This is a genomic window from Butyrivibrio sp. LC3010 (assembly GCF_000424385.1).
In the GTDB taxonomy this organism is placed as follows: domain Bacteria; phylum Bacillota; class Clostridia; order Lachnospirales; family Lachnospiraceae; genus Butyrivibrio.
This window is the reverse complement of the sequence record NZ_AUJU01000024.1, coordinates 1-15,137: the sequence shown is the minus strand read 5'-3', so window position 1 is coordinate 15,137 and position 15,137 is coordinate 1. Positions and strand designations below refer to the sequence as shown.

The following is a 15,137-nucleotide window of genomic DNA, read 5'->3' as shown; positions in this document are numbered from 1 at the left end:
TTTTCCTCAACCAACGATAATATTCTCTGTGGGATATTTAAGGATACTCTTATCCTTGTGTGAAAAGGCTGCATAAATAATAGTCAGTCCGCCAACCCTTCCGAAAAACATAAGCATAACAAGCATTATCCTTGAAAGTAACGATAGCGTTGGCGTTATCCCCAGTGTAAGTCCAACTGTTCCAATCGCCGAAAATGTCTCAAACAGACAATCACCTATAGGCAGTCCTTCCACAAAACTCATGACAGATGCAGACATAAACGCACAGGTCACATACATAAACAAAATAGTAGAAGCATTCTTAACTATACTGTCCTCGATTCTTCTTCCAAAGAAGTTTGCGTTTGGTCTGCTTCCGAAAACCGCAACGGCGTTTGCAAATAAAATCGCCAGTGTTGTTGTTTTCATTCCTCCTGCTGTCGATCCCGGAGATCCGCCTATAAGCATTAGGATCATGATAATCCCTTTACCAGTACCAGACATCTTTGAAAAATCAGCAGTATTAAAGCCTGCCGTTCTGGGAGTTACTGCCTGAAATAATGACACCCAGAACCTCTCTTTTGCAGGAATATCCTGAAATTCCGTAAAATAGAAAATGATAACAGGGACAACTATAAGAATCGCGGTGGTAACAAGAATCACCTTTGTTTGCATCTTATATTCCCTTATCACCAGTTTCCTGGAAATCACATCACTCCAGGTGACAAAGCCTATTCCGCCTATTACAATCAGCAGGGCTATCACCACCGTCAGATATCCACTGCTTGAAAATGAAGTAAGTGATGAGAATTCTCCAGTCTTATTTCCCATAAGGTCAAAGCCTGCGTTACAGAAGGCAGATACTGCATGAAATAATGACATCCACACTCCCGCAAGTTTGTATTTAGGTACAAAAACCGGCAACAGCAATAAAGTACCTATAGCTTCTACCAAAAAGGAAATTTTAAAGATAAACCTTGTAAGCTTAACGATGCCCCCCACCTGAGGCGCCGAAATAGCATTCTGCATGGTCTGTCGCTGCATCAGGCTTATTTTCCTGCCTGCCAGCATTACCACCAGAGATGCCACGGTAATAACTCCAAGCCCTCCAATCTGAATAAGAATCAGTATCACAAGCTGTCCCCAGAATGACCAGTAACTTGCAGTATCTACTACCACCAGACCTGTCACGCACACAGCGGATACTGATGTAAAAAGAGCATCCATAAAGGATGTAGCCACCCCTGCCTTCGATGAAAAGGGCAGCATAAGCAGAATAGTTCCGAGAATAATAACACTCGCAAAACCTAAAATAATAATCTGAAAAGAAGTTAATTTCTCCTTCACACTCAGAATAATTGACATAAAAAACTCCTATCAATCCTTGTTTATCTGAATTTTATACCCAAATAAAATAAGACAGTATTAAGCCTTGCGCTCTCGTATTAAGATTGTATAAAGATTGAATTGGAGTTGAGCTTTATTGCATGACACATAAATGACAAAAAAGAGACTACTGAGCGTCATAGCCCGGTAGCCTCATAACTTTAACTTTATGCAAGAGAATTAACATTTATCTGATCATATTTTTCATAGCCTTCATGGAGCATTTTTGTGCTAAGCTTTCCATTTTCATCAGTTTCAAATTCATAAAGATTATACTCACCTTCAAGATATTTATAATCTTCACCATTGTCCTGATAATGAACATATTTACCGGCACCCGGAGTTACCAGTAATTCAAGCTTATCATAAGGCTTTTCGCCTACATACTGAACGGTTTCATAAGTAGGAATTATACTTCCGCCCTTGATATAGATAGGGCATACTCCAAGCGGTGCATCCTTAATGATATACTGCTTTCCTTCGTGCTTTTCTCCTGTCCAATAATCATACCAAGTGCCCTCAGGCAGATATACCATTTTCTTTGTAGCGCCCTGAACCACAACAGGTGATACAAGTATGTTCTCACCAACAAGGAACTCGTCATTAAGGTTGAAGACATTTTCATCATCTTCATAATGAAGAACCAATGGACGCATTATCGGAAGTCCTGTTTCCTGACACTGATAGAACAGATCATAAATATAAGGCAGGAACTTGTATCTAAGCTCAACATACTTTCTGTAAATGTCCGTAGTCTCATCATTGAACTTCCAGGGCTCCTGTGCTCTGGTTGCTTTAGCTGTGTGATTTCTGAAAAATGGTGAAAATACAGCAGCTTCTATCCATCTGCATAAAAGCTCGGAATTAGTATTTCCTCCAAAGCCACCAATATCAGTTCCGGCAAGAGCAAAACCGCTCATTCCCAGATTGCAAAGCTGCGGTATCAGCATCTGCAGATGAGGCCAGATACTCTGATTATCTCCGGTCCATACTGCTGCATATTTCTGTGTTCCTGAGTAACATGCTCTTGTAATTACAAGAGGTCTTCTTCCGGTAAACTTCTTCATTCCATTAAATGTTCCAATGTCCATAAAGTGAGCATATACATTGTGAACTTCTCTGTGGTCTGTCTTACGATCACCAATATGGAAAACCACATCATCCGGCAAAGGTCCCTCGAAGCTGGCAGGTTCATTCATGTCATTCCATATAGCCATTACACCCATATCCGTAAGATTCTTATGGCTCTCTGCCCACCATTTCCTTACTTCTTCTCTGCCGAAATCAGGGAATGTGGAATCCCCGGGCCAAACCTTGTTTACGTATATGCTGCCATCAGGATTTGTAGCAAAATAGCTGTTTTCCACACCTTCATCATACATGAAGTAGCCATCTTCCTTCTTGGTTCCGGGATCTATGATCACAACCGGCTTAAATCCTTTTCCGGAGAGTTCCTTTATAAGCTTACCCTTCTCCTCATAGAATTCCTCATCCCAGGTAAATACCTTGAATTTATCCATGTAATCAATGTCGTACTGAACAGATTCACAGGGTATTCTTCTTTCTCTCATTCCATAAGCCACATCTCTGATATCTTTTGCTGATTCATAGCCCCATCTGCACTGATGATATCCAAGTGTCCACAGCTGCGGAAGCGGAGTTCTGCCTGTAAGATATGTATAATTTTTGATGACCTCTGCCATGCTTTCCCCATAAAGGAAATAATAATTCAGATTGCCATCATCTGCTCCATATACGAAATATTCGCTGTTTTCTTTACCGAAATCAAAATATCCATGATAAGTATTATCATAGAATAAGCCATATACACTGTCCTTTTTCTTACATATGAAAAATGGTATGGACTTGTATAAAGAAGGCATATTTTCAGTATGAGCCTGCGGAATATCTGAATTCCAGTTTTCGAAATAATACTCTCTCTTATTTAAATAACCGGTTTTATCACCAAGACCATAGAAACAATCATCCTTATCAATCTTCTTCAGATCCTGAACCTTGTGATTCTTGCCTATAGCACCGAAAACCTCATGACCTTCATCGCCGAGCTGTTTTAGAGATTTCTCGCTAATGGTTACCGGTATGGTTCTCTCGCCCTGATAATCAGTTACGATTACTTTACCTGTCTTATCAAGGATTGTAATACAAAAATCGTCACTTACCTTAATATCCAGCTTCTTACCTGTTATATAAATATCATCTGCATCCTTTTTTACTTCATAGTTACATGAAACTGCCTTATCACCCTCTACGGCAACAGACTCGTAATTCTCTGACTTGCAGGGAATCTCAAATCTTACGATTTCATCACTTATAAAGTTAATATTTGCCTTTCCTCCTGCATATTCGATTCCGAGCTTGTTCCCTTCCACATTGAAATTCTTTATTTTCCCTAATTTCATTTCATCCTTCTCCATAAAAATTTTATCTTTTGTAATGCGGATTCATAAGAATAGTTTAACTTCACAAAATCAGAAAAATATGATTCCACCATTCAATTATCATCTACCGCTTTTCCTTCGTCAATACTTCAATACTCCATAAACAGGCCTTTTTCAGGTATTGATAACCCTTTAATTATTAAATTATGAAATCATATATTCAGAAATAACCGTCTTCATCTGAATAATGGCTTTCGAAAAATCTGGTTATATAAAAAGTATCAAAACTGAGTATATTTATATAATCAAAAATACCGTATAGTTTCACATAACAAATTTCTTAGGGAGCCTGGTGTATGAAAGTTGCTGCGATAAATGATTTATCTGGATTTGGGAAATGCTCACTTGTGGCAGACATTGCTGTTTTGTCATCTATGGGGATAGAAGTTAATCCTGTACCCACCGCTGTGCTTACAGCTCAGACCGGTTTTTCATCATACTACCTTCACGATATGGACGATATGGTGAAACGTTGTAATGTGGAATGGAAAAAAAGCGGTGAAGGATTTGACGGAATTATCACAGGTTATATACCGTCTTTAAATCTGGCTGATCAGATTCTTGATTTTACTGATTCCTTCAAAAAAGAGAATACCCTTCTTTTAGTAGACCCTGTTATGGGTGATAACGGGAAGTGCTATTCTAATTTCTCTGAAGGCATGTTGGAAAAGATAAAAGAACTGACGATGAAGGCAGATATTATAACCCCTAACTTAACTGAATTGTGCCTGCTTACAGGAACCGAATTTAGCAAGTTCAGCATTGAAGAAGTTATTTCAATTGCAAAAAGTGTAAAAGCTCATGACCTCCAAAGCGTTGTGGTAACCGGAATCCTGGAAAATACAAATACTGTATGCAACGTAGTGATTCATAAGGATGATGCTACTGTACTAAGATCATCAACCAATGGCAGAAGCTATTCAGGGACCGGCGATCTGTTTGCAGCATCCCTTATGGGCAATCTGCTTAACGGCAAATGTATTACTGATGCCGTTTCAAAAGCAGCGGATTTCATCAGTAGAGCAATTTCAAAAACAGACTCTGCAGACAGAAACTACGGCATAGATTTTGAAAAAATATTAAAAACGGAGGAGTAAAAAGTATGAAAGAAGCAAACACAAACTCAAAGACAAGACTTATTACATTAACCGGTGTCATGGCAGCATTAACCGTGATTTTCACTGCTTATATCTTCCATATACCTGTTGGTATAAACGGCGGATATGTTCATTTTGGCGATACCATAATTTACCTTGCAGCGGTACTTCTTCCTACACCCTATGCTATGGCAGTCGGAGCTATTGGCGGAGGAATTGCTGATCTTCTTACAGCTCCCATGTGGACCGTTGCAACAGTTATTATAAAGATGCTTATAGTTTTGCCCTTTACCAGCAAAAAGTCATCTCTTCTCTCAAAGAGAAACATTGTGGCTCCAATAATATCATTTTTCATTTCAGCCACCGGTTACTACATCGCAGAAGCAATTCTGTTTGGAACAAAAACAGCTATATTTTCAGCCTTTACCGGAAGCCTTGTTCAATCCGGCGGAAGCGCACTGTTTTTCTACATTGCGGCTATTGCATTTGAAGGCGCAAGCATCAAAAAGACTATTTTTCAGGTTTAAAAGATCTGAGTATCATAAGAGTAAGATTTTGACTATTAAAAATCAGAATCTGACTATGTAAGTCAGAAATAGAGTTTTCGAGGTAAATAGAAATGGCAGATATTTTATATACATACAAAACTTCAGTGTATGCGAACATCACAAATAAGTGTAATTGCAGATGTACTTTCTGCATAAGATTCTTAAAAGACGGTATAGGTGATGCAGATACTCTGTGGCATCAAGTAAATCCTACAAAAGAAGAGGTTATTGAAGCGATAAGAAATTATGACTTCACAGGCTTTGATGAGCTTGTCTTCTGTGGATACGGTGAGCCGACCTGTGAGCTCGATATTCTTCTTGCTGCAGCAAAGGTTGCAAAGGAAGAAAAGCATCTGAAAATCCGTCTCAATACCAATGGTCTTGGCAACGAAGAAAACGGAAGAAACATTGTTCCCGAGCTTGCCGATATTATTGACAGCGTTTCCATAAGTCTTAATGCTCCCGGCAGCGAAGAATATGAAAAAGTTACAAGGCCTCAGGTACCGGATGCATTTAATAAGATGGTAGAATTTGCTGTGGAATGCAAAAAACGTATTAAGAATGTAAAATGGTCCATCGTAGACGTTCTGCCTAAAGATGAAATTACAAAATGCAAGGAATTATCCAGTAAAACCGGCATCGATCTTCGCATAAGACACTACGCTTAAAATCTCATAAAATTAAAGGCTGCCAGACAAATAATTGTTTAGCAGCCTTGTTTTTATTATGTTTTAAAAGTTTAAAGCTGTTAAATCACCTTCACTATTACCAAAAATCATCTGACATAGTAATGGCGTCCAAGCCATTTAGAAAGCCCATCCAGCCCCGGATATACGATGCGTTCTGAGATATTTTGATGATCCAGCATATCTCTTATCTGCCATCTGATCTTCTTACTTATAATGTAGCGAACCGTGTTTTTTGTATGTGCATCAAGAAATCCTTCAATATCATTCATCTTGCTTGGAATTACCGAGAAAAAAGAATACTGATTGACAATTCTCACATCTACAGACGGAGGTTCTATCATAAGCATAGCCGAATCTCCCATGTCTGAATCATACATAGCAAGACTCTCACAGGCCTCCGCCAACATATCTACTGAGAAAACTGTTGTACTGTATTTATCAGATATAGCCCTATATTTTTCCGGAAGAAGATCATGAAGCTCATGGATATCCGTGCGCCAGACAGCACTGTCTCTGCTTTCCATATCTTCGAGATCACTTTCCGTCACTGAAAAGTGCAGCGCAATAAGCGGTGAAAATGACCAATCAAGAAGTCTTGTGGGAAGCCCATGATGCTGTCCAAAAATCATTTGCCGCCACACAGATTTCTCAATTGAGGGTTCTTCAAGAACTGCATATTTCGTGAAATTTCTGAGCATACATGGTTCAAGCTCTTTTTTCTTTTCCTTACAGTTCCTTGCAAGGCTGGTTGTCAGCACGAATGAAGCATCCGGCTGTCCCCTGTAGACATAGAGATTTCTGTTTCTCTTGATATCAGAACGATATGCCTGCTCATTTAAAAGCTCATAAAGATGGTTCATATCCTCGATAACTACTGTCTTTACCATAGATTCATCTCCACTTTGCAAAATAACCTGTCTGGTTATTTAAGAAACTATGTACAAATATCTGCTTGATATTGGCTCATCAATAATGTGGCAAACTTCTACTTATCTTTAATTCAATAATATCATTTTTTCCTAGAAGTTATCCATAAACTTATCAATAAGTTCTTTTTGATACTCCATATCAAAATTTTCTTTAAGAAATCTTGGCATTGTCTCAGCCAAAAGTTCTTTCCAGGATTCCTCTTCATGCCTTACGCGGATGGGATAATAGTGTACCCCTACTGAATTTGCAGCATTAAGATCTCCAACTGCATCACCGCACATAAGGATATTTGATAATGCATATCCCTTCTTTGCCAGTTCACCAATACAAAATGCCTTACTTCCCATATCCTGAGTGCACACAACATCCACATAGGGTAAAAGTCCAAATCTGTCCCATTCGGCTTTAACTGCTTCCGGATTAGCACTTGAAACTACAGCAATATCACAATGCTTGTGTATTTCCTCAAGGGCTTCCTTAACTCCTCCAAAAGGCTTAATCTCCTCCTTTGGTAACGCATCTATTCCTTTATTAACAGCTATGCTCCAATTTAGTGCCTTAGCAAAAATCTCATTTGCATTAATCATTTTTTCCATTGCATCATTTGATAACTCAGGTGCATCCTCAGTCCAGGTGCATAAAGCCTTTATACCATCTATCTCACAGTATTTATCATTCACTTCAGACAGCATCATCGCAAGGCCTTTGAATCTGTTTATTCCTCTTGTTTTTGAAAACAGATTAATCTCATTCCATCTGTTTAAAATGTCATCTCTCCACTGATCAAGGTCCCACTCATCCACCATACAGGGGCCAAAGCATCTAATGTGCTTAATATTCATTGTATCCATGGCACAGCCATCAGAATCTATACATACTATGAAATTATTCTTTTTAATAAAGTTATCAAAAACTGACATATTTCTCTTCCTTCTATAAATATTGCCATTCATTGCATATAAACCTGCAATGAATGGCTTTATTATCATTTTTTAGATTTTTAAACTTTTTTGCTTATTGCGGACAAAATCGACCTCAAAATCACAATTTTGTATCCCAGCGCCCGCACCATACCAAATCATTTGCAGTACCCTTAAACCCTGATTTTCCAACGATTTTTTCAACCAAAGCATGAAGATATTCCTTAGAATCAGCATATGCATTTATAAAGGTTTTCATCATAGGCACATCTATAAGATGATTCGTATAATTCAGCGAAATAGCTATTGTAGGAACTTCTCCGACAAACCATGGATTCTGTGATGAGTGTGATGCATCATAACATAATCTGACATTGTTAGTCTGAGCATATCCCTTCATGTTTATGACAAACAGAACCAGATCTGTGTTTTTCTTGAATTTCTCACGTGACTCATGACTCATTACCTTAAACTTATTAAAAGGACTTGGTCCTTCCATTTCATATTCATAATAGTCTTTTGGCGCAGTTACATTAAATCCAGCAGCTTCCAGCTCTTTAATAAGGTTTGCCTTTGCTTTGTCAGCACCATTTGCCATGGATACCGGTGCACTCTCAATAAAATATAATCTGAGTTTTTTCTTATCTGCAGGATTTACCGGAAGTACGCCCTGGGTATCCTTTACAAGAGTTATACTTTCATCTGCAGCTTTAGCAGCAAGTTCATGATGAGCATCACATCCAACTGTTTTAAGACCTTCTTTCCCAGGGAATTTAAGCTCATTTAAGCCAAGCATAGCCTTAAGTCCAAGAATTCTAAGGAGTGCATCTTCGAATCTTTCCTTTGAGATTACCCCGCTCTCAAGACCCTCTTTCACATATCCGATGTCTTCTTTTGGATCATTGAAAAACAGAATCATGTCACATCCGGCTGCTATAACGCCCGGAATATAGTCTTTTCTTGACATTGATGCAGTAAGTCCAACCATATGAGACGCATCAGTTACAATGAGTCCGTTGAATCCAAGCTGGTCCCTAAGTAAATTCTGAAGCAGTTCAGGCGAAAGGGTTGCCGGCTTTATTTCACCGTCTTTGATTCCAGGAATAAATTTTTTCGAATAAGCAGGCTGGCATATATGTCCAACCATGATACTTGCAAGACCTTCATCAATAAGAGTTTTGTACACATAACCGAAACTTTCATCCCACTCTTCTACTGACAGATCGTTGCATCCCATAACCAGGTGCTGATCTCTTTCTTCAGAACCATCGCCCGGAAAGTGCTTGGCAGCACAGGCAATACCCCTTTTCATGTTCTCTTTCATATATACAAGCGAACGCTCGGCAACAAGTTTAGGATCATTTCCGAAAGCTCTGGTATTTACTATTGTATTTCTCCAGTTTGAAACCACATCGCAAACAGGTGCAAATACCCAGTTACAGCCTACTGCTTTTGCTTCCTCAGCTCCAACTGCAGCCATATCTCTGACTGTTTCATCGCTTTTTGAAGCTCCGCAGGCAGCTCCTGATGCTACCAGCGTTCCCTCAGAAACAGCACCGTTTCCTCCAGCCTCCGTATTGGCTGCTATAAGCACCGGAACCTTGCTATTTTCCTGGAAATATTTATTCTGCTCATAGACCTCTTCAAGTGTACCGCCTTGCCAACGAACACCACCAATGTGGTATTCGTTCACAAGCTTTGACAGTGTCTCTTTATCCCTCTGTACTGTGAGATTTATGAAAAGCTGTCCTATTTTCTCCTCTTCACTCAAAGATTCTAATGTATTATGTACCCAACTTATTTGTTCGCTATTAAGGTTAAAGGGCTTTGCCTTAAGATCTACCATTTATATCATGCTCCCTTTTTTTTTAATTCAATTTTACTTTCATTTGTTGATTCTCTCTTTATTCTCGCAATGTCTGCTGAAATAGATTCCATTTTTTCCTTAGTAAGCGGATAGAAATGCATTGCAATTATATTGCAGAGATATCCAAAAATAATAATTCCAAACATGCAGAACAGGCCAACTGCTGCAAGTCCTGCAGAATATGGTGTCTCAGCTGTAGGAAGCTCAGATGAAGAGCTTACTGCTGCGCAAAGAACGCCAATGATAAGTGGTGCCAATGATGAGATGAGCTTATCAATAAAGCTGAAAACTGTTCCGATAAGTCCCGGTACGTATTTTCCACTTCTATATACTTCATAATCCGTGCAATCTGCTGTCATAGGATAAACCAGGCTTCCGGCTATCTGCTTAAATCCTGTATAAAGAACCATAAGTACTACAAATGCCAGTGAAAATGTATTCCATCCTGCAAACTTTCCATCTCCTGGAAGTGAAAGCTGAGTGGGATCACCAAAAATAAACATAGCGATAAGAGCAATCATAGTAAAGAGTGCTGCATAGCTTGAATACTTGAATCCCTTCATCTGTCCAAACTTTCTTGCCACATAACCGATTCCAAGGAAAAGAATTATTATGCTGGGAACAAGAGTATAAGTACCAACCAGTCCTGCTGCTCCTGCGTTTTTGCAGATAATTGCATATACGATAATTGCTACTGTCGCATTTCCGTTCATTGAAGTTGCAAGCTTATCTGTAGAAGCTGAAATTACAAGCATCTGTAATGCGCGATTTTTCTTAAGAACCTCAATGTAATCCTTAATGCTGACTTTCTGTTCCAGGCCATTGCCAATTCCGTAAAATTCAGGCTTATCTTTTCCTCTGATAGCGATATATGCTATTGCTGTAAGAACGAAAGAAAGAACAGCTACAACTACCCACATTTCCTGGAAGTATTCCATTCCGAACTGATACTGATGCTTTCCTAAAAGATATGTGTATGAATACAGAGGAGCTACTGTGAAGAATATGGAGCCAAAAATTCCGGCATAAATTCCAAATGTAGGTCTCTGCTTCGGATCATTAGTAAGACATGTCTGAGCTGATTTTGTAACTACGCACTGGCATGTGTAACCTATGATGTATAAAGCATAGAATATTACAAATACTGCAAACTGTGCTGCCTTTGGAAATTTAGGTGTTACAAAGAACATAAATGCTGACATCACAAGCATTATGAGCTGACCAATTACAAGAAAAGGTCTGTTCTTTCCGAACTTTCCACCAGTCTTATCAAGAATGATTCCTATAATAGGATCCGTGATTCCATCCCACAGTCTCATTACTGTCGCAAGAGAAGATGCGATTACCACCCCGGCACCAACAATACCATTCAGATAATATGAGATAAAAATCATCTCCCACATATATAAATTGGTAGCAACGTCATTAAGTGCAAGTCCTGCTATTTGCCACCATTTGGCCCTGTTAACACCGCTAATGTTCTGTTCCATAATTACCCTCCTAATTTATGTTGTCCCCAATACAACATGTTTTTTGTGAGGTTATAATAATCTTATTTTTGAAAAGCAAAAAGAACTATATTTATTCATTTTAGTATTATATTTACTCTTTATCTCATAAACAAAATATAATACAATGTCATCAAAATATAGTTCTATTTACACTGGAAAATATAATATAATTTCTTTTTAGATATATTTCAGTTCTATATTCTAGGGAGCGCCCAACTAGAGATTACTATGGAGGTTTTGTTATATTATGCAAAATCAGTTTTTAAATTATGCAGTGTCTTTTTTTAATAAATTAAATTTAGGTAACCACGTTGTTAACATAAATGAGCCTTTATCAGATGAAATTGACCTGGGACTTAGGAGAGCTATTCTGCAACCAACATCTGTATCCGTAACACAGTTTGAAGGAATAGATCCCCATTTTACCGATAATCACATAATCTATATGTTGAGTGATATGTACGAATGTCACTATATATTAATTCCGGTTCCAAACCAGGAGCTTGAAACTTCACTATATATAGGTCCATACCTTACAGAAATTTCCGGAGTATATCGCACCACTGAAATCTGCGATAAACTTGGAATTCCTTCATCACTGCACTCTTTTATAAATCAGTATTTAGCAACCATTCCCTGTCTTCGTGACAGTTCCGTAATTGAGGCTTTCCTTGAAACCCTTGGCGAAAATGTCTATGGAATCGGGAATTTCAGAATAGAATATCTTAAGCAGCCTGTTAAAGGCGATACCGATTATCTGACTGCCATGGATAATAACAATTATGAAGATATTATGCAGAGACTCGAATACCGCTATGGATTAGAAGAAAAAGTTATTGATTCCATTTCAAGAGGAGACTTCAACTCTGCCATGAAATACAGCACCGATCAGGCTCTCAGCAATATCGACAACCGCTCCACAAGCACACTTAGAAGTAAAAAGAATAATCTCCTTGCCTTCAACACCATCTGCCGCAAAGGCGCTGAAAGGGGTAATGTCCATCCCATCCATCTTGATGAGATGTCCAGACGTATGGCTATAAAAATTGAGAATATGACATCTCCTAACCAGGATAAGGATATTCACAGAGAAATACTTAAAAAATACTGCACAATGGTTCAGCACAATTCCACAACAGGCTATTCAGCTACAATGCAAAAAGTCCTAAACCACATTATGCAAAATTTGACAAACACAGAACTCACATTACAAAGTACAGCCGCTAGCCTTGGACTTAATAAAAGCTATCTGGCTACATTATTTAAAAAAGAAACATCCAAAACTTTCACCGGCTATGTTAATTTTAAACGCCTTGAACATGCAATATTCCTTTTAAATGCCACTGATCTTCAGATTCAGGAAGTGGCTAATTCATGCGGAATTCCTGATGTTACTTATTTCACCAGAATATTCAGGCAGGAAAAAGGAATGACTCCAACACAATACAGAAAGATGATAAATCAGTGATTCCTCCGGATGCTCGAGGTCAATTCTATTGTTTACAAAATTTTCCAATAGAAAGTATCAAAGATTATGCAGGGCCTGTTTCAAGTAGTATATTTGAAACAGGCTCTGTTTCGGTTGAAAATATAGCAATGTTGTTGCTTCTTATGACGTAGAGCAAATCGGAACTACCGGAATAAAACTGTCTGACGCTGATATTATGGAAAGAATGCCTGATCTCAAGTGCCTTTTTTATTTATTGTCTGGTGATCCGGATTAATTGGCGAAGCCAGACAACACCGTGGGTATCCCATAGCACTGCCTGGCCTCTATTATCTGAAGAATCTTCGAATCTCTTCAAGTAAACATATTTTAGCTTTTAAAATTATCTTTGACCATTAGTAAAACTGCCGAAAACAGTTGTTATCGAAAGGAACTTTCAAAAGCACTTTCGTGTCCAAATCAAAGACTTGAACCTGCATAAAATCCTTCTCTTATTTGCGGCATATATTCCTTGTTGCAGTACGCTACCCTCTAATATAATGAGTATTTTAAGGGTAGTTGTGTTTTTTGCAGTATGAAGCAACAAACAAAATCATTATGCATGCAAAGTAATAAACACTTTACATGCATAATGCTGTTTACTATCCGCTTACGCCGGTTTCTTCGCAAGATACAGCACATAGGTATCCCGGAACTCTACTTTATCTCCGCCCGCAAGCACCGCACTCCGCAGTCCTTCGAAAAACTTTGTTTTATACGGCTCGGGAATCAAAATGTGATCGCTATGCGTACCGCAATACATCACGTATTCATCTGCGGAAAACGTGCGTTTTCCATAAAAATCATGTCGTGTAAGATTATCATAACCATAGTCAGTAGCATGAAGATAGTCAAAAGGCTCCTTCATGTTCTTGTATTCCGTCACAGGCTTATGAACTACCTCCACCGACTCTGCGTCGGAAGAGGTTTCTGTTATGCCGCAAAGCGGCATGAACCTTTGGGATGCTTAACGCATCCCAAAGAACAGGGCATGTCCACTATGCCCCTATCCCATTGGGTTACCTTTGGGAATACTTTTCTTAAGATATTTGCAGCTCCGTTTATGTCTGCATTTGTTATTGTCCCATCGTAGTGCCTGTAAAGTCCACGTTTTATCCTTTTTCCTGAAAAAACATAGTCAGCATTACTTCCCTTTTTATACACAGGGATTGCATCCATCGCAAGGAAATCCGCTTTGGATGTATAGCTCTCTTCTGTAAGCGCAAACCTGATCCCGTATTCAGCAAGTTTATATCTAAGCATATCTGCAAATATCAGCATTGGTATCTGCACAAAATTCTGGTTACTAATATGCCCCATACCCGCTTCCTGTTTCTGGAATACGTTATGCCCCATCACTACTGCATCTACGTGGTTATCCCTCGCATAGTCTGCTAGCTGTCTGCTTATCTTATGGAACTCATCCTTTATGCGCCTGTTGCGTTTTTCTGTGAGCATGCTCATTTTCCTGGTACGGTATCTATTATTGCACTTCATGGCACATGAAGAAAGCCGCCCCATTTCTTTGTTGTAGAACTGGTTTACGGACTTTATCAGTCCGCCCTTTATCACAAACGGTTCTGCTCCAAAGTTGTTCGCTACGGCTGCTATATTGTCCGTACCCGGATCTATCGACATGACCCTGATATCGGAAATGTCATCTTTTGATGAAAGAGATCTGAGAACATCCTTGTCATCCAAAGGCTCTATACCCACTGTTAAGACATCGATCACCACATCCATCACAAAGTCCTTACCATGTGGTTTTATCCGTACTTCCTTAAGTTTTCCCTGGGGCTGGGGAAGGTCCCTGCCAAGTTTTAAAGTATCTGTTGTTCCGGGAAAACGTATATAGGAATCATCCTTTATCCTGCATATCTGATTCGTAAGGATGGCAGTCTTGTATTTTCCCTGGCGTACATAACCCGGCATGCGGGGACGCCCCGTAAATGCAGATGGTGTCTTGGCGTATGTCTTCACTGCTTTAAAAAATGATTTGTAATCCCTAAGAAGAAGCTTAAGTATCTGCTGGTTAGCCTGAGAAGGAAGCCCATAGTATGCCTTATCCCTGGTACTCTTCAAAAGATAGTCAAGGGCATTATAAGAAAGCCATGAGCCAGCTGCATGGTATTTTGTCCCTTCAAGGTTTTCACTTACAAGTTTATACACCTGCATCTGATTGGGAAAAAGAGGCCTGTAAGAGTCAAATGCCTCTATGGCAGAAGCATACTGTCGGATGATGAAATTCGCCCTGTTGTAAAGAAC

12 protein-coding genes are annotated in these 15,137 nt (G+C 39.0%); 4 read left to right on the top strand and 8 right to left on the bottom strand.

Annotation, left to right across the window (positions count from 1 at the left end; translation table 11 throughout):
- Positions 1–6 precede the first annotated feature (6 nt).
- Both G622_RS0114770 and G622_RS0114765 read right to left on the bottom strand, forming a co-directional pair.
- Positions 7–1,344 (bottom strand): TrkH family potassium uptake protein, encoded by a 1,338-nt coding sequence (locus G622_RS0114770; RefSeq protein WP_026511340.1) that lies wholly within the window; start codon positions 1,342–1,344, stop codon positions 7–9.
- Between the two features lie 188 nt (positions 1,345–1,532).
- The gene (locus G622_RS0114765; protein WP_044957803.1) at positions 1,533–3,785 is read right to left on the bottom strand and encodes a glycoside hydrolase family 31 protein; all 2,253 of its coding nucleotides are present in this window, start codon (positions 3,783–3,785) and stop codon (positions 1,533–1,535) included.
- A gap of 335 nt (positions 3,786–4,120) precedes the next feature.
- Here G622_RS0114765 and G622_RS0114760 point away from each other — a divergent pair, with 335 nt between their 5' ends.
- The 3 genes from G622_RS0114760 to G622_RS0114750 all read left to right on the top strand — a co-directional run bounded on the left by G622_RS0114760 (position 4,121) and on the right by G622_RS0114750 (position 6,137).
- Positions 4,121–4,921 (top strand): PfkB family carbohydrate kinase, encoded by an 801-nt coding sequence (locus tag G622_RS0114760; protein ID WP_026511338.1) that lies wholly within the window; start codon positions 4,121–4,123, stop codon positions 4,919–4,921.
- A gap of 5 nt (positions 4,922–4,926) precedes the next feature.
- Positions 4,927–5,448, top strand: a complete 522-nt coding sequence (locus tag G622_RS0114755) for a TIGR04002 family protein (RefSeq protein ID WP_026511337.1) — start codon at positions 4,927–4,929, stop codon at positions 5,446–5,448.
- A 92-nt stretch (positions 5,449–5,540) separates the two neighbouring features.
- Entirely contained in the window at positions 5,541–6,137 is a 597-nt protein-coding gene (locus G622_RS0114750) for a TIGR04100 family radical SAM protein (protein WP_026511336.1), read from the top strand.
- 107 nt (positions 6,138–6,244) lie between these two features.
- Here G622_RS0114750 and G622_RS0114745 read toward each other — a convergent pair whose 3' ends face one another.
- The 4 genes from G622_RS0114745 to G622_RS0114730 form a co-directional block, all read right to left on the bottom strand.
- The gene (locus G622_RS0114745; protein WP_044957800.1) at positions 6,245–7,045 is read right to left on the bottom strand and encodes an FRG domain-containing protein; all 801 of its coding nucleotides are present in this window, start codon (positions 7,043–7,045) and stop codon (positions 6,245–6,247) included.
- Between the two features lie 132 nt (positions 7,046–7,177).
- The gene (locus G622_RS0114740) at positions 7,178–8,008 is read right to left on the bottom strand and encodes an HAD family hydrolase (protein WP_026511334.1); all 831 of its coding nucleotides are present in this window, start codon (positions 8,006–8,008) and stop codon (positions 7,178–7,180) included.
- A 121-nt stretch (positions 8,009–8,129) separates the two neighbouring features.
- Entirely contained in the window at positions 8,130–9,854 is a 1,725-nt protein-coding gene (locus tag G622_RS0114735; RefSeq protein ID WP_026511333.1) for a glycoside hydrolase family 3 protein, read from the bottom strand.
- Positions 9,855–9,859: 5 nt separating this feature from the next.
- A complete protein-coding gene (locus tag G622_RS0114730; protein WP_026511332.1) occupies positions 9,860–11,365 on the bottom strand; it encodes an MFS transporter in 1,506 nt (501 codons plus the stop codon).
- Between the two features lie 268 nt (positions 11,366–11,633).
- On the opposite strand from G622_RS0114730, the gene G622_RS0114725 reads away from it, so the two are divergent.
- Positions 11,634–12,854 carry a helix-turn-helix domain-containing protein gene (locus tag G622_RS0114725; protein ID WP_026511331.1) on the top strand — a complete coding sequence of 407 codons (1,221 nt, stop codon included), beginning with the start codon at positions 11,634–11,636 and terminating at the stop codon, positions 12,852–12,854.
- A gap of 628 nt (positions 12,855–13,482) precedes the next feature.
- Here the strand turns inward: G622_RS0114725 and G622_RS0114720 are convergent.
- Entirely contained in the window at positions 13,483–13,758 is a 276-nt protein-coding gene (locus G622_RS0114720) for a hypothetical protein (protein WP_155831516.1), read from the bottom strand.
- A gap of 47 nt (positions 13,759–13,805) precedes the next feature.
- Positions 13,806–15,137: RNA-guided endonuclease InsQ/TnpB family protein (locus G622_RS23110; protein WP_049945888.1), on the bottom strand; the 1,332-nt coding region annotated here is incomplete at its 5' end.

What these genes read in the sequence shown, in the direction of transcription:
- G622_RS0114755 (WP_026511337.1), top strand. Translation starts at nt 4,927, where the DNA reads ATGAAAGAAGCAAACACAAACTCAAAGACAAGACTTATTACATTAACC.
- G622_RS0114765 (WP_044957803.1), bottom strand. Translation starts at nt 3,785, where the DNA reads ATGAAATTAGGGAAAATAAAGAATTTCAATGTGGAAGGGAACAAGCTC.
- G622_RS0114760 (WP_026511338.1), top strand. Translation starts at nt 4,121, where the DNA reads ATGAAAGTTGCTGCGATAAATGATTTATCTGGATTTGGGAAATGCTCA.
- G622_RS0114750 (WP_026511336.1), top strand. Translation starts at nt 5,541, where the DNA reads ATGGCAGATATTTTATATACATACAAAACTTCAGTGTATGCGAACATC.
- G622_RS0114735 (WP_026511333.1), bottom strand. Translation starts at nt 9,854, where the DNA reads ATGGTAGATCTTAAGGCAAAGCCCTTTAACCTTAATAGCGAACAAATA.
- G622_RS0114740 (WP_026511334.1), bottom strand. Translation starts at nt 8,008, where the DNA reads ATGTCAGTTTTTGATAACTTTATTAAAAAGAATAATTTCATAGTATGT.
- G622_RS0114745 (WP_044957800.1), bottom strand. Translation starts at nt 7,045, where the DNA reads ATGGTAAAGACAGTAGTTATCGAGGATATGAACCATCTTTATGAGCTT.
- G622_RS0114730 (WP_026511332.1), bottom strand. Translation starts at nt 11,365, where the DNA reads ATGGAACAGAACATTAGCGGTGTTAACAGGGCCAAATGGTGGCAAATA.
- G622_RS0114725 (WP_026511331.1), top strand. Translation starts at nt 11,634, where the DNA reads ATGCAAAATCAGTTTTTAAATTATGCAGTGTCTTTTTTTAATAAATTA.
- G622_RS0114770 (WP_026511340.1), bottom strand. Translation starts at nt 1,344, where the DNA reads ATGTCAATTATTCTGAGTGTGAAGGAGAAATTAACTTCTTTTCAGATT.